Genomic DNA, 22161 nt, shown 5'->3' on the forward strand with positions numbered 1-22161 from the left:
TCCGATCTTCAGCCTGCGGCGGGATCGGTTAATGACGGGTTAACGCTTGGCCGAAAGACACGACATTATCCGCAAGAGTTGGATGACCTTCGGGGACAAATGCCCCGCTGTTACCGGACGGAAGCGCGGATGGATGGGGCGCAGGGGGCGCTGCCCCCTCGGCGCAAGCGCCTCACCCCCGGGATATTTGAGGAAAGATGAAAGGAAGCCGGGCCGTATCGTGACGATTCACAAGGGCGTGGACGTATTCGTGCGCGTGCGAGACAGTCTGAACTTCGTCCCGTGGGTGAGCCCGGCACGGGCGAGGGGCAGCGCCCCTTGCGGCCTCCCCGCCAGCGCCGGGTTTCCGGCCTAACCCCGGATCGTCTGGATCGTCACATAGCCGAGCTGCGGCGAGATCCATTGCCGCGAGGCGATGATCGCGCCATCGGCCCCGACGATATAGCTGTTGTCGATCACCGCGCCCGAGCCCTCGCAATGCTCGATCACCTGTGTCCCGGTCCAGCTTTGCCCGGCGAAGGGATAGGTGCTTTCCACCCCGGTGCGCACCGCGCAGGTCAGCGGCAGCGGCCGTTCGAGCCCGAGCCCGTCGAGGAATCGCAGCACCTTTGCCGCCCCCCCCGTGGTGCGGCCCCGGATCAGCGCGCCCACCGCCGCCACATCGGCGGAGATCATGTCATGCCCGAAGCCCCGCGTCCCCGCGAGGATCCCACCCCGCAGGATCATCGCCTGAGACGATGGCGTCGCATAGGTCCGCATCGCGCCATTCTCGCCGATCATGCCAAGGACGGTGGTGATCCCCTGCGCCTCGAAGGAGGCAAGGATCAGCGGCCCGCGGTTCGTCTCCATCGCCGACAGGGCCATCGCCTCGGCATTCGGCGCGGCGGCGGGCGCGCCGCCTTTCTTCAGGAAGGGGATCGGCAACAGACCGACGATGCCTTTCGCGGTCTCGGCCGCAAGCTCGGTGCCTTCCTTCTCGCTCTGGTCCGAACCGCAGGCCGCGAGCGCTGCGACAAGCAGCCCGGCCACGGCACGGCGCAGCACGGGGGTCATCTCCAGAACCTCCCCCAGCCGTCATAGAGATCGCCGGTATGGGCGTTGCGGATCGTTTCATAGAGCCGCCCGTCGACATCGAGCTTGGCCCCGCCGTCGCGCGTCAGCGGGCGGATCACGCTGTCGATCTTGCCGAGCGTCGGCCGGCCCGTGGCCCAGGCGATCGGGATGGTGATCTGGATGCCCTTGTCAAAGGACCCCTCGCCGAAATCGTCGCTCGACATATCGGTGAAGCTGGCGAAGGCGCCGACCTTCCAGCCGTTCTCGAATTCGCGGTCGAGGGTGATGGTCGTGCCCCAGTCCCTGGCCAGATAGCGGCCATAGTCGATCTGCGCCGTATAGCCCTTGCCGATGTCGTAATAGGCCGAGACATGGCCGGTGACGGTGGTGTAGTCGCGGAAGCTGAACCGCTGGTCATAGGCGCGCTGTTGCACCCAGTTCGCCTCGATCCCCAGGGCGAAGCGGCTGTCCACCGGCTTCCACAGAAGCTCGCTCGACACGCCGCCATACATCTGTTCCAGAAGGCCCACCGTGACGCGGGCGTAGATGTCATCGACCGGCTGGCTGTAGAAGGCGGCCTGCAGATGCGGGATCGTCAGATCGCCATGCTTGTCGTATTCGACCTGATCCGAGCGGACATGTGCGACGACCGAATCCGAAACCCGGTCGCTCTTGTCGCGGTTGCCGACGATCTTCTGGCGCAGCGCGCCGGAAAAGATCAGGCCGGGGAGGACCTCGTAGCGGCCCGAAAGCTCGGCCCCCAGATCGATGCGGAAGGGTTCGTCGGCATCGAAGAAGGTCGCGTCCACATAGGGCGTCAGCGCCCATTGAAAGCGCGGATAGACCTCGGGCGTGCGGACCTGCCCCCTGTCGTCCGTGGCCCCGGTGATCGCCACGCGCTGCGCGATCTCGGCCGAATTGGTGTTTTCCAGCCGCTCGATATCCGTGCGCCGGAAGGTCAGCGAGGACAGCGGCACGCCGTTCTTCATCGGCGTCACCACGATCGTCTCGACCGAGGGCGGCAGCGCGCGTGTCGCCATCCGCACCACATGGCCGACGGCCTGCGCCTCGGAGCCATAGGTTTCGTTGCGCACGCGCAATTCGGCGCGGGTCGCGGTAAGAGACATGGATTCAAGGATTTGCCCGTCTTTCTTCAGGCTTTGCGCGAGGGCATCCTGAATGGCGGGCCGGGCGGTCGGGTCATCGGCCCAGGCGCCCGACCAGCCCTCGGGATCGGCCGAGGGCGCCGGGCGCGGGCGCACCGGCAGGGGCATCTTCTCGATCCCCGAGGGGAACGGCGGGTCCTTGGGGTCGATGCTCAGCGCGAATTGCAGGCCGACCTTGTCGCCGTGCAGGTAATAGACCTGCGCGCTTACGAGGTCGTTGAACCGATAGGCGGCCGCCACGTTCACCCGCGAGCGGCGGGAGAAATCGCTCCGCTCTTCCTCCTGCGCATAACTGTCCGAGGAATATTCCGCCTTCAGCGTCCAATCCTCGTTCAGCGCGTAGGACAGCCCGAAGAAGGGTGCAATGTCGCCGCGGAACAGATTGCGGCCATTGAACTTTCCGCCCGTGTCGGTGAAGTCGGACGGACGCCGGTGGCCGATGTTCCCGATGCTGCCCGACGATCCGAGCCGCCCCCAGCCAAGCCCCGCCGTGGCGCGCAGGCCGGGCAGGATGTCCTTCGTCGCCACGACATATTCCGACGAATAGGTGCCGGTGCCGATGAAGTCGCGCGCCCCGATCGCCATCGCCGGCATCCACGGCGCCCATTGCCCCTGATCCAGAAACTGGAAATGCAGGTCAAAGGACCGGTCGTAGAGCGATCCATATCCGCCCGGCTCGTCCGGATCGGGCTTCAGTCCCGGCACGCGCGAATAGCGGAAGGCCCCGGTGACGCGCGGTGCGATCTGGAAGGTGATGTTGTTGCGCTGCGTCCCGCCCTGATACCAGCTCAGCGCAAGGCCCAGCTCGCCGTCCGGCCGGACCTCGGCACTGGGCATGTCGATCAGGCCGGGCATGCCGAAAGTGTTGCGGCTGCCGCCGGTCAGGGGCTCCGCATGGCCGGCGGGAACGGCAGCGATGACGACGGAAAAGACCCCGAGCGCGCCGGCCATCCCGGCCTTGCGTCCCTTCCTCCTGCGTCGTTTCAAGCTCTGCCCGTTCGCGCCGCGTCCCGCGTGCGTGATCGATCTGGTCACCGTGCCCTCCAGCGTCTTTTTTTCCAGTTTATAACGGCTTTGCGGAGATGCGCGAGAGGGAAAGCCGCCGGAGCGGCAAATCCCGGCAGGGGGCTCAGTCCTCGATGACCAGCAGATCGGCGGAGCGCAGGCCCAGAACCACCTTTTCCCCAAGCGTCGGCGGCGCCGTGCCGGGGGTGTTGAAGGTGTCGAAGGCGATCGTCTGCCCGCCCAGATCGGCCCGCAGCCGGATCACCGAGCCGAGGAAATCCACCTCGGTGATCGTGCCGGTCACCGCCGTGTCATGGCCGTTCTGGCCAAGCGAGACCGCCTCGGGCCGCAGCCCCAGCGTCACCGTGCCGTCGGGCACCGGCCGGTTGAGGATGGTTTCCACCCCGGCCAGCCGCAACCGGCCGATGGCGCTGTCCAGAACCTCGGCCTCGATCGTGTTGAGCGTGCCGACGAACCCGGCGACGAAACGGGTGGCGGGGCGGGAATAGATGTCCGAGGGCGTGCCCACCTGTTCGGCGATGCCCGCGTGCATGACGACGATGCGGTCGGACATCGACAGCGCCTCTTCCTGGTCATGCGTGACGAAGATCGTGGTGATGCCCAGTTCCTTCTGGATCGACCGGATTTCGTTGCGCAGCGAGACCCGCACCTTGGCGTCGAGCGCCGAAAGCGGTTCGTCCAGCAACAGCATATGCGGTTTCGGCGCCAGCGCCCGGGCCAGCGCCACCCGCTGCTGCTGCCCGCCCGAAAGCTGGAACGGATAGCGCCCGCCCAGATCCGGCAGGCCGATCAGCTCGAGCATCTCGCCCACGCGGGTGCGGATCTCGGCGCTGCCGGCGCCCTTGACCTTCAGCCCGAAGCCGACGTTCTGCGCCACCGTCAGGTTGGGGAACAGCGCGTAGGACTGGAACACCATGCCGATGTTGCGCTGGTTCGGGCGCAGCTTCACCACGTCCTTGCCGCTGATCAGGATCGCGCCGGAAGAGGGCTCCTCGAACCCCGCGACCATGCGCAGCACCGTGGTCTTGCCGCATCCCGAAGGCCCGAGGAGCGAGATGAACTCACCCTTCTCGACGCTCAGGTTGAAGTCCTTCACCACCCGCGTCGGGCCGAAGGATTTTTCCAGATGCGAGATGTTCAGAAAGCTCATCGCGGTGCCTTGTCGAATTTCGAGAAACGGGTCACGAGGTTGAGAAGCCCCATGCACGCCCAGGTGATGACGAATGCGATCGTCGAAAGGGCGAAGGGCTCATAGGCCCGGTTCGCGCCCATGAGCTGCAGATACGGGCCGAAGGCCGGACGGTTGAGCAGCGCGGCCAGCGTGAATTCCCCCATGACGATGGCGAAGGTCACGAAGGCGCCCGACAGCACCGCCACCAGCACGTTGGGCAGGATCACCTTCGCAAGGATCGTCACCCAGCCCGCGCCAAGCGACTGCGCCGCCTCGGTCAGGGTCGCCACGTCGATGGTGCGCAGCCCGGTGTCGATCGCGCGATACATGTAGGGCAGCGACAGCGTCATGTAGCCGAACAGCAGCAGCGCATTGGTGCCCGTCAGCGAGCCGGTCAGCGGCAGCCAGCTTGAGGTGTTGTAAAGCCGGATATAGCCGAAGACGATGACGATGGCCGGGATGACCAGCGGCAGAAGGGTGACGAATTCGATATAGGGCCGGATCCACGGCATCTTCAGCCGCACCCAGAAGGCCGTCGGCACCACCAGAAACACGCCGAAGGCGATGGTCAGCAGCGCCATCACCACCGAATACATGAAGGTCTCGCGGAAGCGCGGATCGGCCAGGACGACGCGATAGGCCTCGAAGCTGTATTCGCCGCGCTTCATCGACAGCGAGAATTCCACCATGCCGATCAGCGGCAGGATGAAATAGGCCATGCCCAGCAGCAGGATGGCCCAGGAGGCGGCCTTTCTCATTTCAGCCACCTTTCCGACCGGACCCGCAGCCAGATATAGACCACATTGGCGACGCCGGTGACGACGATCATGCCGAAGGCCATCGCATAGCCCAGATGCGGATTGCCCAGCACGTCGCCGCGGATCTGCGCGAACAGCATGATCGGCACGATGTTCAGCGACGATCCCGTCAGCGCGATGGCCGTGGCGACGGCGCCGAAGGCATTGGCGAAGAGCAGCGCGAAGGTGCCGAGGATCGCCGGAAACAGGATCGGCAGCGCCACCATGCGCCAGTATTGCACGGCGCTGGCGCCAAGGCATTCCGCCGCCTCGCGCCAGTCGCGGCGCAGCCCTTCCAGCGCCGGGGTGATGATCAGGATCATCAGCGGGATCTGAAAGAACAGATAGGTGATCGTCAGGCCCCAGAAGCTGAGGATGTTGAACCCCATGGCCCGCAGGTTGATGCCGAATTCCGTGCGCAGGAACACCGTCACCAGACCGAGCGGCCCGAGCGTCGCCAGAAACGCGAAGGCCAGCGGCACGCCCGCGAAATTCGAGGCGACCCCCGAGAATGTCATCAGCGGCGAACGGATGACCTTGGGCAATCCGCCCAGCACCACCGCCGCCGCCATCAGGAAGCCGATCAGGCAGCCGATCGCCGAGGAGGCGAACGAGATCTTGATCGAGATCCAGTAGCTGTTGAGGATGGAGGTGGTGAACAGGCCGCGGATATTGTCCAGCGTGAAGCCGCCCGCAGGCGTCTGGAAGGCGCCGATCACGATCTTCATCGTCGGCGCGATCAGGAACAGGGCGATGAACAGGCCGAAGGGCAGCAGGCCGAGCCATGTCAGCGGAAGGCGCCTGCGCGCCGTGACGGGGGGAGGGGTATCGGTCACGTGTAGGTCCGGCTTTCTCCGAAACGAAGGTCCGCGCGCCGGACGGGACCGGCGCGCGGATGCAGGCGGAGCGGGCTCCGCCGATGTTATTGCACGTTGGCGCCGACGACCGAATCCCAGCTGCCGGTGACGGCGGCCTTGTTCTCGTCGACTTCTTCCAGCGTCGGGAAATAGGCCTTGGCATAGGCTTCGGCCGGGGGCAAGGCGTCCAGCAGCTCGGCCGGGATCTTGCCCGCCGCCGACATCGCGTTGAAGCGCGCCGGGTGGCAGTAGCCCTTCAGCCAGCCGGTCTGGCCCTCGTCGGAGTAGAGGTATTCCATCCACAGCTTCGCCGCGTTCGGATGCGGCGCATGGGCCGAAATCGCCTGAACATAGACACCCGCGAGAACGCCCGAAGCCGGAACCACGACATCCGCCGGCGGGTTGCCGTTCAGCCCGTCACGCCAGGACAGCGCGTTGTAGTCCCAGGCGATGACGATCGGCGTCGCACCCTGCGCGAGCGTGCCCGCCTTGCCGATCGTCGGCACGAAGTTGCCCGCCGCGTTCAGCTTCTTGAAGAACTCAAGACCCTTTTCCCCGGCTTCCTTGCCCGAGGCGCCGCCTTCGGCAAGGCCCGCGGCCAGAACGCTCAGGATCGCCTGGTTCGAGGCGCGCGGATCACCCGCCAGCGCCACCTGACCGGCATATTCCGGCTTCAGCAGATCCGACCAGTCGGCCGGAACGGTATCCACGAGGTCCTTGTTCACCATGAAGGACATCACGCCGTAATAGTCGCCGTACCAGTAGCCGTCGGCGTCCTTGATCTCGTCCGGGATCTCGTCCCAGGTGGAGACCTTGTAGGGCTGAAGGAGCCCTTCTTCCTTCGCCTGCGGACCGAAGGCGAGGCCCACGTCGATCACGTCGGGCGCCTGCGGGCCGGTGTTGCCCTTGTTGGCGCGGATCGCCTCGAGCTCGTCGGCGGAACCGGCGTCGGGGTTCAGCTCGTTGACGGTGATTTCCGGATATTTCGCCTTGAAGCCGGCGATCACGTCGCCATAGCCACACCAGCTGTGCGGCAGGGCGATGGTGGTCAGCATGCCTTCCTTCTTGGCGGCGGCTTCCAGCGAGGCCAGATCCTCGGCCTGGACAAGGGCGGTCGTGGCCAGCAGCGCGGCCGCACCGGCAAGGCCGCCTTTCAGCCAGCGCGCAGGATGCTTCGTCATCTTCAATTCTCCCCATCGGTCGGAAGTGCGGGCCCGGAACGGGCGCTATCTGCTCCTAGGTGCGTTCCATGACAATCATGCGACACAGGCACCCGGGCCGCGGTTTTATTGATTCACGGGTCAACACTTGCCCGAAATTCCGACCGTTGCAACAAAACTGTTGCAATACCGTCATCTTCCGGCCGGGCCACATATTCTGCGCAGGAAATAGGCAGCTCCGGCGCGCAGGTGTTTCCCATCGTCGCGGCAGCGCGGCGCGGTAGGCAGACGGACGAGAATCTGTTTAGGTCGGACAGCAGGCGGAACCGGGGAGGGGGACGGACATGACGGGCAGGGTGATCACCGTGGCGCAGCAGAAGGGCGGGGCGGGCAAGACCACGCTCGCCGTCAATCTGGCGACGGCATTGCTGCGGCAGGGGCGGCACGTGGCGCTGCTGGACACGGATCCGCAGGGCTCGCTCGGCCGCTGGTTCATGACGCGGCGCGCCAGTCTGTCCGATGTCGGGGTCGATTTCTCGACCTCCTCCGCCTGGGGGGTCAGCTACGAGGTCGAAAAGCTGCGCCGTCAGGTCGATGTGGTGATCGTCGACACCCCGCCCAAGGTCGACAGCGACCTTCGCCCGGCGCTGCGCGAGGCGGATGTGATTCTGGTGCCGATCGCCGCCAGCCTGATGGATCTGTGGGCGACGGAGGGGGTGCTCGACCTCGCCCGGCGCGAGGGAAAGCGCCCGAAACTGGTGCTGAACCGGGTGCGGGGCCGCACGCGGCTGGATGCCGAGGTGCGGGCCGCGGCAGAGGCGCTGGAAGGCGACCTGCTGCCCGCGACGCTGGCGCATCGGGTGATCTATGCGGAAACGCTGGGGCAGGGGCTCGGCGTGGTCGAGGCCCGGCGCAGTCCTGCCGTGGCGGAGGTCGAGGCGCTTCTGCTCGCCGTCATGGCCGCGGCGGAGGCTTCCGACGCGGCCTGAAGGGCCGAGGGCGTGTCAAAACCCGGATTCGGCATCGCAACGCAGAATGCGGTTCTCCACAGTGGCACCTATGTTCGCATCGACGCGTCTATATGGCCCGAGGCTGGCTTCACGATGGAACTCGTTCTACGCCGCCGTCATGAAGGCGCGTCCTGACACAGCCTCGGCCGTAAGACCCGCGGCCCCCGGAAAACGCCGCCGCCCTGTCACATCCCGCGCCTCACCAACGTCATCGCAGGATGCAAGGAAATCCCCCTGCCGTCGTTTTTCCATAAATATCCCGGGGGTGAATTCGCTGAAAGCGAAGAGGGGGCTGGACCCCTCCTCCCCGTTCGCCATCAGGCGACTTCGGCAAACACCTTCTTCAGCGCCTTGTCGAGTTTCTCGAACATCTCGTCCATCTGCCCCTCGGTCAGGATGAACGGCGGGCAGAGCACCACCGACTGGCCGAGCGGGCGGCAGATCAGGCCAAGGTCGGTGCAGGTATTGGCGATCCGCTCCGACACCGAGAGGGTCGAGGCGAAAGGCGTCTTCGTCGCGCGGTCCGCCACCGCCTCCAGCGCCCACATGTAGCCGATGCCGCGCAATTCGCCGATGTTCGGGTTCTTCGCGATCTCGGCCAGCCCGGCCTCCAGCCGCGGGGCAAGACGCACGACGTTGTCCGCCAGCCCCTCGTTCATCACCACGTCGATCGCCTTCAGCGCGATGGCGCAGCCGACCGGATGGCCCGAGGCGGTGAAGCCATGCGGGAATTCCTCGATCGCCTCCGAGGCGGCCTGCACCCGGTCCGCCAGTTCCGGCCCGAGGATCACCGCTCCCATCGGGAAGAACCCGGCGGTAATGTTCTTCGACGAAATGATCGCGTCGGGCATGAAGTCATAGGTCTGGCTGCCCCAGGTGTTGCCGGTGCGGCCGAATCCGCAGATCACCTCGTCGGCGATGAAGGGGATGCCGTATTTCTTCAGGATCGGCGCGACGGCCTGGAAATAGCCCTTGGACGGCGGGATGACCCCGCCCGCGCCCATCACCGGCTCGGCGAAGAAACCGGCGATCGTGTCGGCGCCCTCCTTGATGATCGTGGCTTCCAGCTCGGCGGCCATGCGGGCGGTGAACTGTTCCTCGGTCTCGCCGGGTTTGCCGTTGCGCCAGTAATGCGGGCAGGACAGGTGCAGGAAGCCCGGCAGCGGCAGGCCGAAGACCGAATTGTAGGGCTTGCCGGTCATCGAGGCCGACACTGCCGTCACCCCGTGATAGGCGTTCTGCCGGGTCAGGATCTTGCGCTTCTGCGGCTTGCCCTCGGCCTGATGCAGGAACCACAGGATCTTGACCATCGTATCGTTCGCCTCGGACCCCGAGTTGGTATAGAACACCCGGCCCCGGTCGAAGGGCGACACCTCGACAAGCTTTTCGCTCAGCAGCACCGTCTGATCCGACATCCGCCCGAAAAAGGCGTGATAGCCCGGAAAGCGCGCATATTGATCCTGCGCCGCCTTGATCAGCCCCGGATGGTCGAAGCCCGCGACCATGTTCCACAGCCCCGAATTGGAATCGAGATACTTGCGCCCCTTGGTGTCGAAGACATAGGGTCCCTCGCCATGCGTCACGACGACCGCGCCGCGTTCGTGGACCGAAGGCAGGTCGGTGAAGCCGTAAAGCGAATATTCGTCCGCCCTGGCTTCCCAGCTGTTGTTGCCCATGATGCTCTCCTTGATCCTGTTCGCCCGAAATTCCGGTTGTGGGCAGGCTATCCGCGCCAACGGCGGCGTCAATGGGCGGGGCTTGGGGCGGCGCGCTTTTCGCGGCTTGCTTTTCCGGCCGATCCGCGTATAAGGCCCGGACTTCCGCAATCATCTGAACCGGCGGAGCCTCTCGTGGCGGGCAGCGGAAGTTTTGCCCTCCTATGAAGCCGCCCATTGCAACAGGAGCATACATGCCGCTTTACGAGCATGTCCTCATCGCGCGTCAGGACCTGTCCAACGCGCAGGCCGAAGGCCTCGTCGAACATTTCTCGACCGTTCTCGCCGACAACGGCGGCAAGGTCGTCGCCTCGGAATACTGGGGCGTCAAGACGATGGCGTACAAGATCAACAAGAACCGCAAGGGGCATTACGCCTATCTGCGCACCGACGCACCCTCTGCCGCCGTGCAGGAAATGGAACGTCTGGCCCGCCTGCATGACGATGTCATGCGCGTCCTGACCGTCAAGGTCGACGCCCACGAGGACGGCCCCTCGATCCAGATGCAGAAGCGCGAAGAGCGTGATGACCGTGGCCCGCGTGGCGACCGCGACGACCGCGGCCCGCGCCGCGAACGTCGTTGATCGGAGGACTGTAACCATGGCCAACAAACCGTTTTTCCGCCGCCGCAAGGTCTGCCCGTTCTCGGGCGACAACGCGCCGAAGATCGACTACAAGGACACCCGTCTGCTGCAGCGCTACATCAGCGAACGCGGCAAGATCGTCCCCGCCCGCATCACCGCCGTCTCGGCCAAGAAGCAACGCGAACTCGCCCGCGCCATCAAGCGCGCCCGCTTCCTCGCGCTGCTTCCCTACGCCGTGAAGTAAGGAGCCAGACCCATGCAAGTCATCCTCCTGGAACGTGTGGCCAAGCTTGGCCAGATGGGCGAGGTCGTCAACGTCAAGGACGGTTACGCCCGCAACTTCCTGCTGCCGCAGGGCAAGGCGCTGCGCGCGAACGACGCCAACATCAAGTCGTTCGAGACCCGCAAGGCGCAGCTCGAAGCGCGCAACCTGGAAACGAAGAAGGAAGCCGAATCGCTGGCCGAAAAGCTGGCGGGTCAGTCCTTCATCGTGATCCGCTCGGCGTCGGACGCCGGTGCGCTCTACGGTTCGGTCACCCCGCGTGACGCCGCCGAGGCAGCCACCGCCGGTGGTTTCTCGATCGACCGCAAGCAGATCGCGCTCAAGGCGCCGATCAAGGATCTGGGCCTGCACGAAGTGCATGTCGTCCTGCATCCCGAAGTCGATGTGACGATCACGCTGAACGTCGCGCGCTCGCCCGAGGAAGCCGAGCTTCAGGCTTCGGGCAAGTCGATTCAGGAACTCGCCGCCGAGAAGGAGGCCGAGGCCGAATTCGAGATCGCCGAGCTGTTCGACGAAGTCGGCGCCGCCGCGGGCGACGAAGAATAATCCCTCCCTTTACGGGAAGGACCGGAACCGCGCCCCGCAAAGGGCGCGGTTTTTTCATGCGCGGATGACGGTTGCCGGGATCGCGGAATTGCGGGCCGGGGGGAAGGGGCTGCCGGATTCCAACCGGAAACGGCTGTGGATGGGGGAAGGGGGCGCCGCCCCCTCTTCGCTTTCAGCGAATTCACCCCCGGGATATTTATGGAAAAACGACGGGAAAGCCGGCTTTTCGGAGGAAGGCGCCCCGGATTGGTGGCCGCGAAGCGGTGGATCGGGAGCCTGCCTCCATCCGTGAAATCTGTGCCGCATGGTCTGTCGCCGCGCTCAGGATGGGGGGCGCGGCGGAGCCTCGGCCGGCGGGGCGGGCAGCACCGCCGCAAGGTTCAGCAGCCGGATCATCCGCCCGCCGATCACCGCCAATGCGCCGATGAATGTCTGATCGGCGTAATGCGCGATATCGGGCGGCGGGTGCAGGTCGCTGCGCGGCACGGTCAGGATGTCGGACACGGAATCGACCAGAAGACCGGTCAGCAGGCCGCCATGACCGACGACGATGAAGACATTGCGCGGATCGCCTGATACTCCCGCCATGCCAAGCCGGATCGACAGGTCGACGATCGGCAGGATCGTGCCGCGCAGGTTGAGCACCCCGCGCATGTGCGGTGCGGCATGCGGCAGCGGTGTCGGCCTGGACCAGCCGCGGATCTCGCGCACCGACATGATATCGAGGCAATATTCATCCGCGCCGAGGCGGAACGAGAGCAGTTCCATCGTCCCGCCGCTCTGCGGGGGTGCATCAATGTCCATTGCATTCATCCTGCCATCGCCATGTCATGGGGAGAAAGGTGGCGGCGCGACAGCAGATCGGTCGGATCGACGATCAGCGCCACGCGCCCGTCGCCCAGGATCGTCGCGGCGGAAATGCCGTGAATCGGGCCGCAGCCGCGGTGCAGCCCCTTGATGACCACCTGCCGCTGTTCGAGGATCGCATCGACGATCAATGCCGAGCGGCTTTCATCCTCATGCCGGGTCAGCAGGATGATGCCGCCGTCGTCATGCCGTCTGGGCGCGCGAAAGCCGAGTTCGGCACCCAGATCGAACAGCGGCAGGAAGCCGCCGCGCAGTTCCAGAACCGTATGGCCCGCACCGATCGCCCGGACGTTCTGTGACGACAGTGCCGCCGTCTCGATCACCGCGGACAGCGGGATGACCAGCGTTTCCTCGCCCACCCGGACGATCATGCCGTCCAGCACCGCGAGCGTCAGCGGTAGAGAGACGGTGAACACCGTTCCTTCGCCCGGCCGCGACCGGATGCCGATGCGCCCGCCAAGCCCGTGGATCGCGGTGCGGACCGCGTCGAGCCCGACGCCGCGCCCCGACAGCGCGGAAATCTCGGTCACGGTGGAAAAACCGGGCGAGAACAGAAGGGCGTCGATCTCGCTGTCCGGTGGAGGGGATCCGGCGGGGACCAGCCCGCGGCGGACCGCGATGGTCAGGACCTTGTCCCGGTCGATCCCCGCGCCGTCGTCGCGCAACTCGATCATCAGGCGCCCGGATTGGTGCTGTGCCGTCAGGGTGATCGTGCCGCAGGCCGGCTTGCCGAGGCCGGAGCGGACCTCCGGCGGCTCGATCCCGTGGTCGACTGCATTGCGGATCAGGTGTGTCAGGGGCTCGGCCAGCCGCTCGATCACCGTTCTGTCGATCTCGGTCGCCTCGCCAAGCGCCACCAGCCGCACCTGTTTGCCTGTGCTGGCGGCGGTTTCGCGCACCACGCGCGACATGCGCTGGAACAGCGGTTTCACCGGCTGCGCGCGGATCATCATCACGCTTTCCTGGATTTCCCGGGTCAGCTTGGTGAAGGAGTCGAGCCCGGTCATGACCGGCGAATTCGGCTGCGCGCCGCTGTCGGTCACGCTTTGCACGAGCATGGCCTGATTGATGACGAGTTCGCCGACGAGGTTCATCAGCCGCTCGATCCGGTCCAGATCGACCCGGACCGTCGGCACGGGGCCGGTTTCGCCCGGGGCAGGGCCGGCCCGCGCCCGGCTGATCGTCAGCGTGCAGAGATCCTCGACGAAGCAGAAAATCTCGCGGATGTCGGCCTCGGCCGTTTCCGCCGGAAGGGTGAGCGTCCAGCGCAGCGCGGGACGCGCCGGATCGAAGGCGATGAGCCCCCCGCCCACGTCCGCCGCACAGATGACATCCCGCGCGCCCAGTTCGCGCAGCGCTCGGAGCAGGTAAAGCGGCTCATGGCCGTTGTCGTAAAGGGCGCCATGCGGGGTGAAGTCCAGCTCCCATGACGCGGCCTGCGGCTTGGGCGCGGCATCCTCCCGCATGAAGGGGGCGAGCTGCCTTTGCAGTTCCACAAGGATGGACTCCCGTTCCTCCGGCGGCGGATCGCCACGTTGCGCCGCCTGCACATGATCTTCCAGCGCGTCGCTCGCCCGGTCCAGCAGCCGCAGCAGCGCCTCGGTCAGCGGCGCGCGACCGGTGCGCAGAAGGTCCAGCGCGGCTTCGTAGCGATGCGCGAAACCGACGAGCCGGTCCAGCCCGAAGGCCCCCGCGCCCCCCTTGATCGAATGCACCGCCCGGAAGATCGTGTCGATCCGCGTCCGGTCCGTGGTATCCGCCGCCAGCGCCGCAAGACCATCGCGCAGGGTTTCCAGAAGCTCCTCGCATTCCAGAAAAAACCCGGCGCGGATCTCGGCAAGCGGATCTTGTGGCATCAGCCCCCGCTTCCCGCCACCAGACGCAGCGTCCGGATCATCTTCTGCGCGTCGAAGGGCTTGACGATCCAGCCCGTCGCCCCGGCGGCACGGGCGCGGGCGCGCAGTTCCGGCCCGGGTTCGGTGGTCAGCACCAGAATCGGCAGCGTGCGGAACCGTTCCTGCCGGCGCACCGCCTCGATGAAGCCGAAACCGTCCAGATCCGGCATGTTGATGTCCGAGATGACCACATCCGGCGTGATCCGCCGCAGCAGATCAAGCCCGGCCGCCCCGTCCTCCGCGAGATGCAGTACGATATCCTCGTGCGCGAGGGCGAGGCTGAACATGTTCCGCATCGTCGGGCTGTCATCGATGGCAAGGACGGTCAGGGTCATGCGGCCTCCGGGTCGAACCGGGCCGGATCGATGCCGAAATCCGCCAGCGCATCGTTCAGGGCCTGAGATCGCGGCAGGACGGCAAAGGCCTGCCCGGTCCTGCGCCAGTCCCGTTCCGCCCGCAACAGAAGTTCCAGCCCGAGCCCGCCCAGATGGCGCACCTCTCCGCCGTCGAGCCGCAATGGCGCCCCCGCCTGGGCGCGCAGCCCCTCGGCCACCCCGGCGACGGTGGCCGCGTCGAGCCGCGCGGGCAGGACAAGGCTGTTCCCTGCGGTTTCATCGGTCCGGGTCTGCCCCATCTCCATGCGCCATTCCCCCGTTTTCAGCCGGGGCAGGCTAGCAAGGGGAACGTTAAGATAGCTTTTAGATGACCCCTCGAAATCATCCGGGCGGGGCCTCCGATGCGGCGAAAAAGGACATTCCTCTCCGCGCGCCCGGGCAAAAGCCGGCATACAGGGTGCATCCGTCCCGGGAAAACGCCCCCGAGTCGCGGCGCGATCCGGGTCGCAGGCTCGGTGGACCTTCTCCCTTTCGTGTTTCCATAAATATCCCGGGGTGAGCCCGGAACGGGCGAGGGGCAGCGCCCCTTTCTCCCCTCCACACGCGCAGCCATCGTCGGAATTCACTCCCGGCGCGGACCGGATATCAGCCCTCGCGCAGGCGGTTGCGCAAATGGATCGCGCAGCCCGTCAGGGCGGCGTAGTCATCCTCGATCACCGATACCGGGAAGGCCGCGAGGAAATCCGAGAACCGCCCCTTGGCGCGGAACGCCTCGTCGAAGCCGCAGGCGCGGAGCCAGGGCGCGAAGGCCCGCGCGACGCCGCCGATCAGGTGGATGCCGCCGAAGGGCAGGTGGATCAGCGCCAGATCCCCCACGACCGCGCCCATCAGCCGCACGAAAAGCTGCGCGGTCCGCACCGCGATCGGATCGCCCGCCTTGAACGCCGCCATGATCGCCGCGGTGTCGAGCGGCGGCTGCGCCGCCTCGCCGGCCTCGGCGCGCAGAAAGGCATGGACCTGCGCCACGCCGCGGCCCGACAGGATTTCCTCGACGCAGGCAAAGCCGTGCTGGTGCTCGATGAACCGGCGCAGGCGGATTTCCTCGTCGGTGAGGGTGGGCAGGGTGATCTGACCGCATTCCGACGGCGCGACGACCCGGCCGCCGGGGCCGTCATGCACGGGCGCAGCGTTGAAGCCGGTGCCGATGCCGATGACAAGCTGGCTCGCCCCCGGGCGGGCGGGGGCGCCGGGCAGGATCTCGCGCAGCGTATCCGGGGCGAGATGGCCGAGCGCATAGCCCTGCGCCTGAAGATCGTTCAGCACCGCGACGCGGTCGGCACGGAGTGCGCCCGCCAGAGCGGCTTCCTCGAAGACCCAGTTCAGATTGGTCATCGTGGCCACCCCGTCACGCACGGGCCCGGCCGCGGCGACGCAGGCCCCGGCCAGATGCGCGACGCCGGATTGCGCCATGTAGCCGGTCAGGATCGGCTCCAGCGCCGGATAGTCGGCGTTCGGATAGCGGCGGATGGTGTCGGGCTGCACCGCGCCGTCCCGGGCAAGGGCGACGCGGGTATTGGTGCCGCCGATATCGGCAAGAAGGGTATAAAGGCTCATATGCGGTCCCGCTGCCTGGTTCCTGCCTTGATAGAATGCCAGCAGGCCCTGCCGCAACCCTTCCTTGCCCGCGCCCGCCGCCGACGCGGGGTCAGGGCAGACGGATCACGGCTCGGGGACGGTCACGTCGGGCAGCAGCGGCACGACCTTCAGCATGGCGATGCGGTTGCCCTTGCGGGTGACGACCTCGAACCGGAAGCCGTGGAAGGCGAAGACCTGACCCTCGGCGGGGATGGTCTGGGCTTCCTGAATGACCAGCCCGGCGATGGTATGCGCCTCGTCATCCGGCAAGGACCAGTCCATTTCCCGGTTCAGGTCGCGGATCGTGGTGGTGCCGTCGACCAGCCAGGCGCCATCCCCGGCGGCGCGGATCTGGCGTTCGGCCTTGGGGTCCATCTCGTCGGTGATGTCGCCGACGATCTCCTCGATGATGTCTTCCAGCGTCACCAGCCCGCGCAGGTCGCCATATTCATCCACGACCAGCGCGAAATGCATCCGCCGTTTCAGGAATTCCCGCATCTGTTCGTCGAGCGGCGTGGTGTCCGGGATGAAATAGGGCTTCATCGCCACTTTCATCACGTCGAGATCCGAGGCCTCGTCCAGCTTGCCGTCGCCGGTACGCAGGAACCTGTCCACCGCGCGCAGCAGATCCTTGGCATGGATCACGCCGACGACGTTTTCCCGCTCCCCCTTGTAAATCGGCAGGCGGGTGTGGGGCGAGTTCAGCACCGCCGCCAGCAGGTCGTCGGGCGGCAGCTCGGCGTCCAGCATCTCGATCTGGCTGCGGTGGAGCATGATCTCCGACACGGTGCGGTTGTCGAGGTCGAGCGCCCCCAGCAGCCGGTCGCGTTCCTCCTTGTCCAAGGTCCCTTCGGAGGAACCGATGGCGATCGCCCCGGCGATCTCGTCGCGGAAGGAAAAGACCGACTGGCCCGCCTCCAGCCGCACGCCGAACAGCCGCAGGATGCCGCGCACGATCAGCCGCACCACGCCGATGACCGGGGTCAGCACCATGACGACCCAGCGGATCGGCTTCGCCACGCGGCTCGCCACGCTTTCGGGCAGCGAGATGGCGTAGGTCTTGGGCAGCACCTCGGCGAAGATCAGCACCAGCACCGTCATCACCAGCGTCGCCAGCGCCACCCCGCCCGAGCCGAAGGCCCGGGTGAACAGCGCCGTGGCGAGCGAGGCGGCAAGGATATTCGCCACGTTGTTGCCCAGCAGGATCGCGCCAATCAGCCTTTCGCTGTCCTCGACCGCATCCAGCGCCGCCGCCGCGCCGCGATCGCCCCGGTCGGCGCGCGAACGCTGCCTGGCCCGGCTCGATGCCGTCAGCGCCGTTTCCGAGGCCGAGAAGAAGGCCGAGATCAGCAACAGGCACAGGATCGCCCCCGCCGTCAGCCAGAAGACGAAATCGAGCGAGGATTCCGGTGTTTCCATGATCTTTCCCCTTGGGTCTTCGGCGCTGCCTGCCGGATCATTCGCCCCGTGGGGCGGCTTTCGCAAGGGGGTGATGGTCCAGAACCAGCGACTTCAGCCGTTCGTCGAGGACATGGGTGTAGATCTCGGTCGTCGACAGGTCGGCATGGCCGAGCAGCATCTGGATCGCGCGCAGATCGGCGCCGCCCTGCAAGAGATGGGTGGCGAAGGCATGGCGCAGCACATGCGGCGTCACCCGCGCGGGGGCGATGCCGGCGGCGACGGCGATGTCCTTGAGCAGCAGAAAGAAGCCCTGCCGGGTCAGATGCCCCTCGCGGCCCGAACCGGGGAACAGGAACCGCGAGGGCCCGGCGCGGCGCGCCAGACGGGCCTCTTCCTCCTGCGCGTCGCGGGTGGAAAGCCATGCGGCCAGCGCCTCGCGCGCGGGGGCGGTCAGCGGCACCATCCGTTCCTTGTTGCCCTTGCCGCGGATGAGCAGCATCGCCGGATTGCCGCGCGCCGCCGCGACGGGGAGGGAGACCAGCTCGCTGACCCGCATCCCCGTGGCGTAGAGCAGCTCCATCAGGCAGCGGTTGCGGATATGTTCGGTGGGGTTGCGGCCGTGGTCGCGGGCGGCCTCCAAAAGCGCCTCGACCTCCTCGATGGCAAGCGTCTTGGGCAGGCGCTGCGCCTTGCCGGGGCCGGAGATGCGCAGTGCGGGATTGTCCGCCCGCCAGCCCTCCTCATAGGCAAAACGGTAAAGCTGCCGCACCGAGGACAGCCGCCGCGCCCGCGTGGCCTTGGCAAGCCCCTCGGCCTCGCAGCGGATCAGCCATGCCTCGATATCCGCGCGGGCGAGCGTTTCCAGCCGCAGGCCCTTTGCGCTGGTGAACCCAAGGAAGGCGTTCAGGTCCCGGCCATAGCTGAGGATCGTGTTGCGCGCGGCCCCCGCCTCGGCGGCCTGCGCCTCAAGGAAGGTGGCGATCCAGCGCGGATCCGGCGGGGCTGTCATCCGTTGCGTTCCAGCACGATCATTTCCAGCGCCGTGCGCCGCGCCACGGTTTCCAGCCCTTGGTAGCGCAGGAGCTTCAGCCCCGCCTCGACCCGCCGGTAATCGCCTCTGGCGCCTTCGGTGATGTCGTCGATGGCGTTCAGCATCGCCTCGCCCCGCCGGTCCATCAGCAGCGGCTGATAGGTCGCGGGCGCGGCGGTGACCGGGGCGTCGAACACCCGTTTCAGCATCAGCCCGAGCTGATCCTGCGCCGATGCGGCGCTTGTATCGCCCCGCGCGATGGCGACCAGCAGCGCCTCGTCCTGATCGTGGACGGTGTGTCGTGCCGCCGCCTCGGCGAAATCCGGGGTCAGCAGGCCGAGCCGCAGCCCGAGATCATCCGCCGTGCCGGTCAGCTGCAGATCGGCAAGCCGCGGCGCGAACATCGCGGCCAGCGCCGGTTCCAGCTCCTGTCCCTGCATCGCCTCCCACGCGCCGGGCAGGATCTGCGACACCCGCGTCGCATCGCCCGCCGTGAGGGCGCGGTCGAGCGAGGACACCACCGTCACCCGGTCCCACACCCCGCCCGAGGCCGAGGCGCGCTCCTGCGTGTAAAGCCCCAGAAGCTGGTTCGGGTCCAGAACGCCCGCGCGGGTCAGACGCTCGGCCGCCTCGATCTGCGCCTTCCAGCCGGCATTCGATTGCAGGTCCGCCTGCGCGAAGGCCAGCGGCAGCGGCCCGGTCGACAAAGGCTCGCCGATCGCCTCGAGCAGCCGGAAGACGAGCGGCGTGGGCCGGGTCGGAGGCGGCAGGGGATCCGACACCTCGGCCAGTTCGGCGTCGAGGAAGCGCAGCAGCAGCTCCGACATCTCCGGATCGATCTGGCCAAGCGCGCGCCCGGTATCAAGGCTCAGCGCCGCCGCCTGCCAGTCGCCATGCCGCGCGAGGCAGAAGATCCGCGCCGGGAAGGAAGGCGCGACACTGGGCGTATCGACCATGATCTCGCAGGCCTTGTCCTCTTGCCCGAGGAGCAAGGCGACATCGAACCGGCGGCGGAAGATCTCGGGGTCCGAGGATTCCGTCTGTTCCAGCAGTGCCATCGCCTGATCCAGCGCGCCCATGTCGAGCAGCCGGTCGATCCGCGCAAGGAACAGCATGTTGCGGCTGTCGGGCGCTGCGGCCTCGGGCGGGGCGAATTCGGCCAGCAGCAGTTCCATCAGGAAGGCCTGCATCGAGGGCAGCGTGTCGATCCGTTCCTTGCGCAGGAGCCTTGCCAGACGGTCCTCGGGCGTGCGGCCCCACAGATCGCGCGGCAGGCCGATCGCCTCGGGCGGCACGAGGCCGAGCCCGTTCGCCGAGGATTGCCCGATCGGCCCGACCGAGACGATCTCATCCGTCAGCCCGCGGCTTACCGGCGGTTCGCCGGGCACCGGCGGCACATTGGCCCGCGATCCGCGCGTCGCGGGCGGCGCCACCGCCACCGGCGTCGCGATCGACCCCGACAGCCAGTCGATCGCCGACATCGGCGCCGTTTCGGCCAGCGCGGCGAAGGGACAGGCGAGCCAGGGCAGGATCAGCGCCCCGAAACGTGCCTTTTGCCCTGCGCGATGTTCAATTGTCACTCGGCGCCTCCGGAAGGGTCACGTTCTGCCGTTGCTCGCCCTTGGTCGGCGTCATGTCCCCGACATAGGCATAGCCGATCACCGCCAGAATCCCGATCACCAGCAGCACCGCGATCACCTGTAGAATGCGCCCCATAAAACTCTCTCGTTTCTCGTGTTTTTGTCCGGCGGTTCTTGTGTTTCCGCCCGGGGAAGACCCCGGCAACGGTTCTGACCGATTTCGCGCCTGTTTTCGCGTCGATTATATATGGCATTTTCGGGAAGATCACGCCATTCAGGGGGGCGAAATTCATGTTTGCGCGAGCGCCCGCCCATCCCGGGGCGCCGATGCCAGGAGGATGCGGCGGCCATGGCGCGGCAGGGGCAGCGAGGATTGCAAAGGCCGGTCGTGCTGGTGGGCATGATGGGAGCCGGGAAAACCGCGGTCGGCACGATGCTGGCGCGGGTTCTTGGGGTGCCGTTCCTCGACAGCGACGAGGAAATCGTCCGCGCCGCGCAGATGCCCATTTCGGAAATCTTCGCGCGCGACGGCGAGCCGTTCTTTCGCGCCCGCGAAAGCGAGGTGCTGGCCCGGCTGCTGGGCGATGCGCCGGCGGTGATCTCGACGGGGGGCGGGGCCTTTCTGTCCGAAGGGAACCGGGCGCTGATCGCGCGGCACGGGATTTCCGTCTGGCTGAAGGCGGATCTTGACCTGTTGTGGCAACGGGTGCGGCACAAGAACACGCGGCCCCTGCTGCGCACGGCGGATCCCAAGGGCACGCTCGAAACCCTGCTGGCGGCGCGCGCGCCGGTCTATGCGCTGGCGCAGGTCGCGGTCGAGGCGGAGCCGGAGCTGTCGGTCGAACATATGGCGCAGAAGGTGATCGGGGCGCTGAAGGCGCATCCCGGCGTGATCGCGGAGGATTGAATGCGGAACGTGGTGCGGGTCGAACTTGGGGAACGGGCCTATGACGTGCGGATCGGCAGCGGGCTGATCGCGCAGGCCGGGGCAGAGATCGCGCCGCTGCTGCGCCGTCCTCGGGTGGCGATCATCACCGATGAAACCGTCGCCCGGATGCATCTTGAGGAACTGCGCGCCGGGCTTGGCGGGATCGAGGCGGTGTCACTGGCATTGCCCGCGGGCGAGGGCACGAAAAGCTGGCCCCATCTGGAACAGGCCTGCGAATGGCTGCTGGCGCAGAAGGTGGAACGCAAGGATATCGTCATCGCCTTTGGCGGCGGGGTGATCGGCGATCTGGCGGGCTTCGCGGCGGCGATCCTGCGCCGCGGCGTGCGCTTCGTGCAGATCCCGACGACGCTGCTGGCGCAGGTCGACAGCTCCGTCGGCGGCAAGACCGGCATCAACGTCAAGGCGGGCAAGAACCTGATCGGCGCCTTCCACCAACCGTCGCTGGTGCTGGCGGATATCGACCTGCTGGGCACGCTGACGGCGCGCGATTTCCTCGCGGGTTATGGCGAGGTGGTGAAATACGGCCTTCTGGGCGATGCGGATTTCTTCGACTGGCTGGAGGCGAACGGCCCCGCGCTCGCGGCCGGGGACAAGGCCGCGCGGCTGCGCGCGGTGACCCGTTCGGTCGAGATGAAGGCCGAGATCGTCGCCCGCGACGAAACGGAAGAGGGCGACCGCGCGCTTCTGAACCTCGGCCACACGTTCTGCCACGCGCTTGAGGCGGCGACGGGCTATTCCGACCGCCTGCTGCATGGCGAGGGCGTGGCGATCGGCTGCGCGCTGGCTTTTGAGCTGAGCCAGCGGCTTGGCCTGTGTTCGCAGGAGGCGCCAAGCCGCGTGCGCGCCCATCTGAAGGCGATGGGCACCAAGGTGGACCTGTCCGACATTCCGGGCGATCTGCCGGATGCCGAGGGGCTGATCGCCCTGATGGCGCAGGACAAGAAGGTGCTGGACGGCAGGATGCGTTTCATCCTCGCGCATGGCATCGGTCAGGCCTTCGTCACCTCGGACGTTCCGCGCGACGTGCTGAAGACGCTTTTGCAGGACGCGCTGCGCGGTCGCTGATTGATTCGGCAGAACGGCGCACCGGGCGAATCGGCC

22 protein-coding genes are annotated in these 22161 nt (G+C 66.9%); 6 read left to right on the forward strand and 16 right to left on the reverse strand.

Translation table 11 applies throughout. The features are described from left to right. Nucleotides 1-351 precede the first annotated feature (351 nt). The 6 genes from D2T30_RS02750 to D2T30_RS02775 all read right to left on the reverse strand — a co-directional run bounded on the left by D2T30_RS02750 (nt 352) and on the right by D2T30_RS02775 (nt 7251). Nucleotides 352-1053: a YjbF family lipoprotein gene (locus tag D2T30_RS02750; protein WP_128207530.1), complete on the reverse strand. Its 702-nt coding sequence runs from the start codon at nt 1051-1053 to the stop codon at nt 352-354. Then, entirely contained in the window at nt 1050-3254 is a 2205-nt protein-coding gene (locus D2T30_RS02755) for a YjbH domain-containing protein (protein ID WP_128207531.1), read from the reverse strand. Before D2T30_RS02755 ends, D2T30_RS02750 begins: the two co-directional genes overlap by 4 nt. 94 nt (nt 3255-3348) lie before the next feature. Then, nucleotides 3349-4395, reverse strand: coding sequence for an ABC transporter ATP-binding protein (locus tag D2T30_RS02760; protein WP_128180843.1), 1047 nt, complete (start codon nt 4393-4395; stop codon nt 3349-3351). Beyond that, nucleotides 4392-5174: an ABC transporter permease gene (locus D2T30_RS02765; RefSeq protein ID WP_128207532.1), complete on the reverse strand. Its 783-nt coding sequence runs from the start codon at nt 5172-5174 to the stop codon at nt 4392-4394. The genes D2T30_RS02760 and D2T30_RS02765 overlap by 4 nt, the downstream gene beginning before the upstream one ends. Beyond that, nucleotides 5171-6049: an ABC transporter permease gene (locus D2T30_RS02770; protein ID WP_128180839.1), complete on the reverse strand. Its 879-nt coding sequence runs from the start codon at nt 6047-6049 to the stop codon at nt 5171-5173. The genes D2T30_RS02765 and D2T30_RS02770 overlap by 4 nt, the downstream gene beginning before the upstream one ends. An 86-nt stretch (nt 6050-6135) precedes the next feature. Beyond that, the gene (locus D2T30_RS02775) at nt 6136-7251 is read right to left on the reverse strand and encodes an ABC transporter substrate-binding protein (protein ID WP_128180837.1); all 1116 of its coding nucleotides are present in this window, start codon (nt 7249-7251) and stop codon (nt 6136-6138) included. Between the two features lie 323 nt (nt 7252-7574). Here D2T30_RS02775 and parA point away from each other — a divergent pair, with 323 nt between their 5' ends. Continuing rightward, nucleotides 7575-8219, forward strand: coding sequence for a ParA family partition ATPase (parA, locus tag D2T30_RS02780; RefSeq protein WP_128180835.1), 645 nt, complete (start codon nt 7575-7577; stop codon nt 8217-8219). Nucleotides 8220-8557: 338 nt separating this feature from the next. On the opposite strand, the gene D2T30_RS02785 is transcribed toward parA, so the two are convergent. Further along, complete coding sequence (locus tag D2T30_RS02785) at nt 8558-9916, reverse strand: aminotransferase (RefSeq protein WP_128207533.1); 1359 nt, start codon at nt 9914-9916, stop codon at nt 8558-8560. A gap of 233 nt (nt 9917-10149) precedes the next feature. Here D2T30_RS02785 and rpsF point away from each other — a divergent pair, with 233 nt between their 5' ends. From rpsF to rplI, 3 genes are read left to right on the forward strand one after another with little or no spacing between them, the layout of a single operon-like run. Continuing rightward, entirely contained in the window at nt 10150-10539 is a 390-nt protein-coding gene (gene rpsF / locus D2T30_RS02790) for a 30S ribosomal protein S6 (protein ID WP_128180831.1), read from the forward strand. 16 nt (nt 10540-10555) lie between these two features. After that, a complete protein-coding gene (rpsR, locus tag D2T30_RS02795; protein WP_128180829.1) occupies nt 10556-10783 on the forward strand; it encodes a 30S ribosomal protein S18 in 228 nt (75 codons plus the stop codon). A 12-nt stretch (nt 10784-10795) separates the two neighbouring features. Further along, nucleotides 10796-11368, forward strand: a complete 573-nt coding sequence (rplI, locus tag D2T30_RS02800) for a 50S ribosomal protein L9 (RefSeq protein WP_128180827.1) — start codon at nt 10796-10798, stop codon at nt 11366-11368. A gap of 321 nt (nt 11369-11689) precedes the next feature. Here the strand turns inward: rplI and D2T30_RS02805 are convergent, their stop codons facing one another. The 9 genes from D2T30_RS02805 to D2T30_RS22990 form a co-directional block, all read right to left on the reverse strand. Continuing rightward, the gene (locus D2T30_RS02805; RefSeq protein ID WP_128207534.1) at nt 11690-12172 is read right to left on the reverse strand and encodes a chemotaxis protein CheW; all 483 of its coding nucleotides are present in this window, start codon (nt 12170-12172) and stop codon (nt 11690-11692) included. A gap of 5 nt (nt 12173-12177) precedes the next feature. Continuing rightward, complete coding sequence (locus D2T30_RS02810) at nt 12178-14091, reverse strand: chemotaxis protein CheA (protein WP_128207535.1); 1914 nt, start codon at nt 14089-14091, stop codon at nt 12178-12180. Next, nucleotides 14091-14465: a response regulator gene (locus D2T30_RS02815; RefSeq protein WP_128180821.1), complete on the reverse strand. Its 375-nt coding sequence runs from the start codon at nt 14463-14465 to the stop codon at nt 14091-14093. Before D2T30_RS02815 ends, D2T30_RS02810 begins: the two co-directional genes overlap by 1 nt. Beyond that, on the reverse strand, nt 14462-14770 hold the full coding sequence (locus D2T30_RS02820) for an STAS domain-containing protein (protein ID WP_164884185.1): 309 nt from the start codon (nt 14768-14770) through the stop codon (nt 14462-14464). Before D2T30_RS02820 ends, D2T30_RS02815 begins: the two co-directional genes overlap by 4 nt. A gap of 340 nt (nt 14771-15110) precedes the next feature. Then, nucleotides 15111-16079, reverse strand: a complete 969-nt coding sequence (locus tag D2T30_RS02825; RefSeq protein WP_128207537.1) for a glucokinase — start codon at nt 16077-16079, stop codon at nt 15111-15113. Between the two features lie 105 nt (nt 16080-16184). Next, nucleotides 16185-17519 (reverse strand): HlyC/CorC family transporter, encoded by a 1335-nt coding sequence (locus D2T30_RS02830; protein ID WP_128207538.1) that lies wholly within the window; start codon nt 17517-17519, stop codon nt 16185-16187. 37 nt (nt 17520-17556) lie between these two features. Then, the gene (locus D2T30_RS02835) at nt 17557-18510 is read right to left on the reverse strand and encodes a site-specific tyrosine recombinase XerD (RefSeq protein WP_128207539.1); all 954 of its coding nucleotides are present in this window, start codon (nt 18508-18510) and stop codon (nt 17557-17559) included. Next, on the reverse strand, nt 18507-20111 hold the full coding sequence (locus D2T30_RS02840; RefSeq protein ID WP_128207540.1) for a hypothetical protein: 1605 nt from the start codon (nt 20109-20111) through the stop codon (nt 18507-18509). Before D2T30_RS02840 ends, D2T30_RS02835 begins: the two co-directional genes overlap by 4 nt. Continuing rightward, nucleotides 20101-20247, reverse strand: a complete 147-nt coding sequence (locus D2T30_RS22990; protein ID WP_164881661.1) for a hypothetical protein — start codon at nt 20245-20247, stop codon at nt 20101-20103. Before D2T30_RS22990 ends, D2T30_RS02840 begins: the two co-directional genes overlap by 11 nt. A 213-nt stretch (nt 20248-20460) precedes the next feature. Between D2T30_RS22990 and D2T30_RS02845 the strand changes: the two genes are divergently transcribed. Then, on the forward strand, nt 20461-21018 hold the full coding sequence (locus D2T30_RS02845) for a shikimate kinase (RefSeq protein ID WP_128207541.1): 558 nt from the start codon (nt 20461-20463) through the stop codon (nt 21016-21018). After that, complete coding sequence (gene aroB, locus D2T30_RS02850) at nt 21019-22125, forward strand: 3-dehydroquinate synthase (protein WP_128207542.1); 1107 nt, start codon at nt 21019-21021, stop codon at nt 22123-22125. It abuts the gene before it with no gap. The last annotated feature ends 36 nt before the right edge of the window (nt 22126-22161 follow it).

The organism is Paenirhodobacter populi, assembly GCF_004022215.1.
GTDB classification, from domain to species: Bacteria; Pseudomonadota; Alphaproteobacteria; order Rhodobacterales; family Rhodobacteraceae; genus Rhodobacter; species Rhodobacter populi.

What these genes read in the sequence shown, in the direction of transcription:
- D2T30_RS22990 (WP_164881661.1), bottom strand. Translation starts at nt 20,247, where the DNA reads ATGGGGCGCATTCTACAGGTGATCGCGGTGCTGCTGGTGATCGGGATT.
- D2T30_RS02820 (WP_164884185.1), bottom strand. Translation starts at nt 14,770, where the DNA reads ATGGAGATGGGGCAGACCCGGACCGATGAAACCGCAGGGAACAGCCTT.
- rplI (WP_128180827.1), top strand. Translation starts at nt 10,796, where the DNA reads ATGCAAGTCATCCTCCTGGAACGTGTGGCCAAGCTTGGCCAGATGGGC.
- D2T30_RS02810 (WP_128207535.1), bottom strand. Translation starts at nt 14,091, where the DNA reads ATGCCACAAGATCCGCTTGCCGAGATCCGCGCCGGGTTTTTTCTGGAA.
- D2T30_RS02845 (WP_128207541.1), top strand. Translation starts at nt 20,461, where the DNA reads ATGGCGCGGCAGGGGCAGCGAGGATTGCAAAGGCCGGTCGTGCTGGTG.
- rpsF (WP_128180831.1), top strand. Translation starts at nt 10,150, where the DNA reads ATGCCGCTTTACGAGCATGTCCTCATCGCGCGTCAGGACCTGTCCAAC.
- parA (WP_128180835.1), top strand. Translation starts at nt 7,575, where the DNA reads ATGACGGGCAGGGTGATCACCGTGGCGCAGCAGAAGGGCGGGGCGGGC.
- aroB (WP_128207542.1), top strand. Translation starts at nt 21,019, where the DNA reads ATGCGGAACGTGGTGCGGGTCGAACTTGGGGAACGGGCCTATGACGTG.
- D2T30_RS02750 (WP_128207530.1), bottom strand. Translation starts at nt 1,053, where the DNA reads ATGACCCCCGTGCTGCGCCGTGCCGTGGCCGGGCTGCTTGTCGCAGCG.
- D2T30_RS02785 (WP_128207533.1), bottom strand. Translation starts at nt 9,916, where the DNA reads ATGGGCAACAACAGCTGGGAAGCCAGGGCGGACGAATATTCGCTTTAC.
- D2T30_RS02815 (WP_128180821.1), bottom strand. Translation starts at nt 14,465, where the DNA reads ATGACCCTGACCGTCCTTGCCATCGATGACAGCCCGACGATGCGGAAC.
- D2T30_RS02760 (WP_128180843.1), bottom strand. Translation starts at nt 4,395, where the DNA reads ATGAGCTTTCTGAACATCTCGCATCTGGAAAAATCCTTCGGCCCGACG.
- D2T30_RS02765 (WP_128207532.1), bottom strand. Translation starts at nt 5,174, where the DNA reads ATGAGAAAGGCCGCCTCCTGGGCCATCCTGCTGCTGGGCATGGCCTAT.
- rpsR (WP_128180829.1), top strand. Translation starts at nt 10,556, where the DNA reads ATGGCCAACAAACCGTTTTTCCGCCGCCGCAAGGTCTGCCCGTTCTCG.
- D2T30_RS02805 (WP_128207534.1), bottom strand. Translation starts at nt 12,172, where the DNA reads ATGGACATTGATGCACCCCCGCAGAGCGGCGGGACGATGGAACTGCTC.
- D2T30_RS02825 (WP_128207537.1), bottom strand. Translation starts at nt 16,079, where the DNA reads ATGAGCCTTTATACCCTTCTTGCCGATATCGGCGGCACCAATACCCGC.
- D2T30_RS02775 (WP_128180837.1), bottom strand. Translation starts at nt 7,251, where the DNA reads ATGACGAAGCATCCTGCGCGCTGGCTGAAAGGCGGCCTTGCCGGTGCG.
- D2T30_RS02835 (WP_128207539.1), bottom strand. Translation starts at nt 18,510, where the DNA reads ATGACAGCCCCGCCGGATCCGCGCTGGATCGCCACCTTCCTTGAGGCG.
- D2T30_RS02830 (WP_128207538.1), bottom strand. Translation starts at nt 17,519, where the DNA reads ATGGAAACACCGGAATCCTCGCTCGATTTCGTCTTCTGGCTGACGGCG.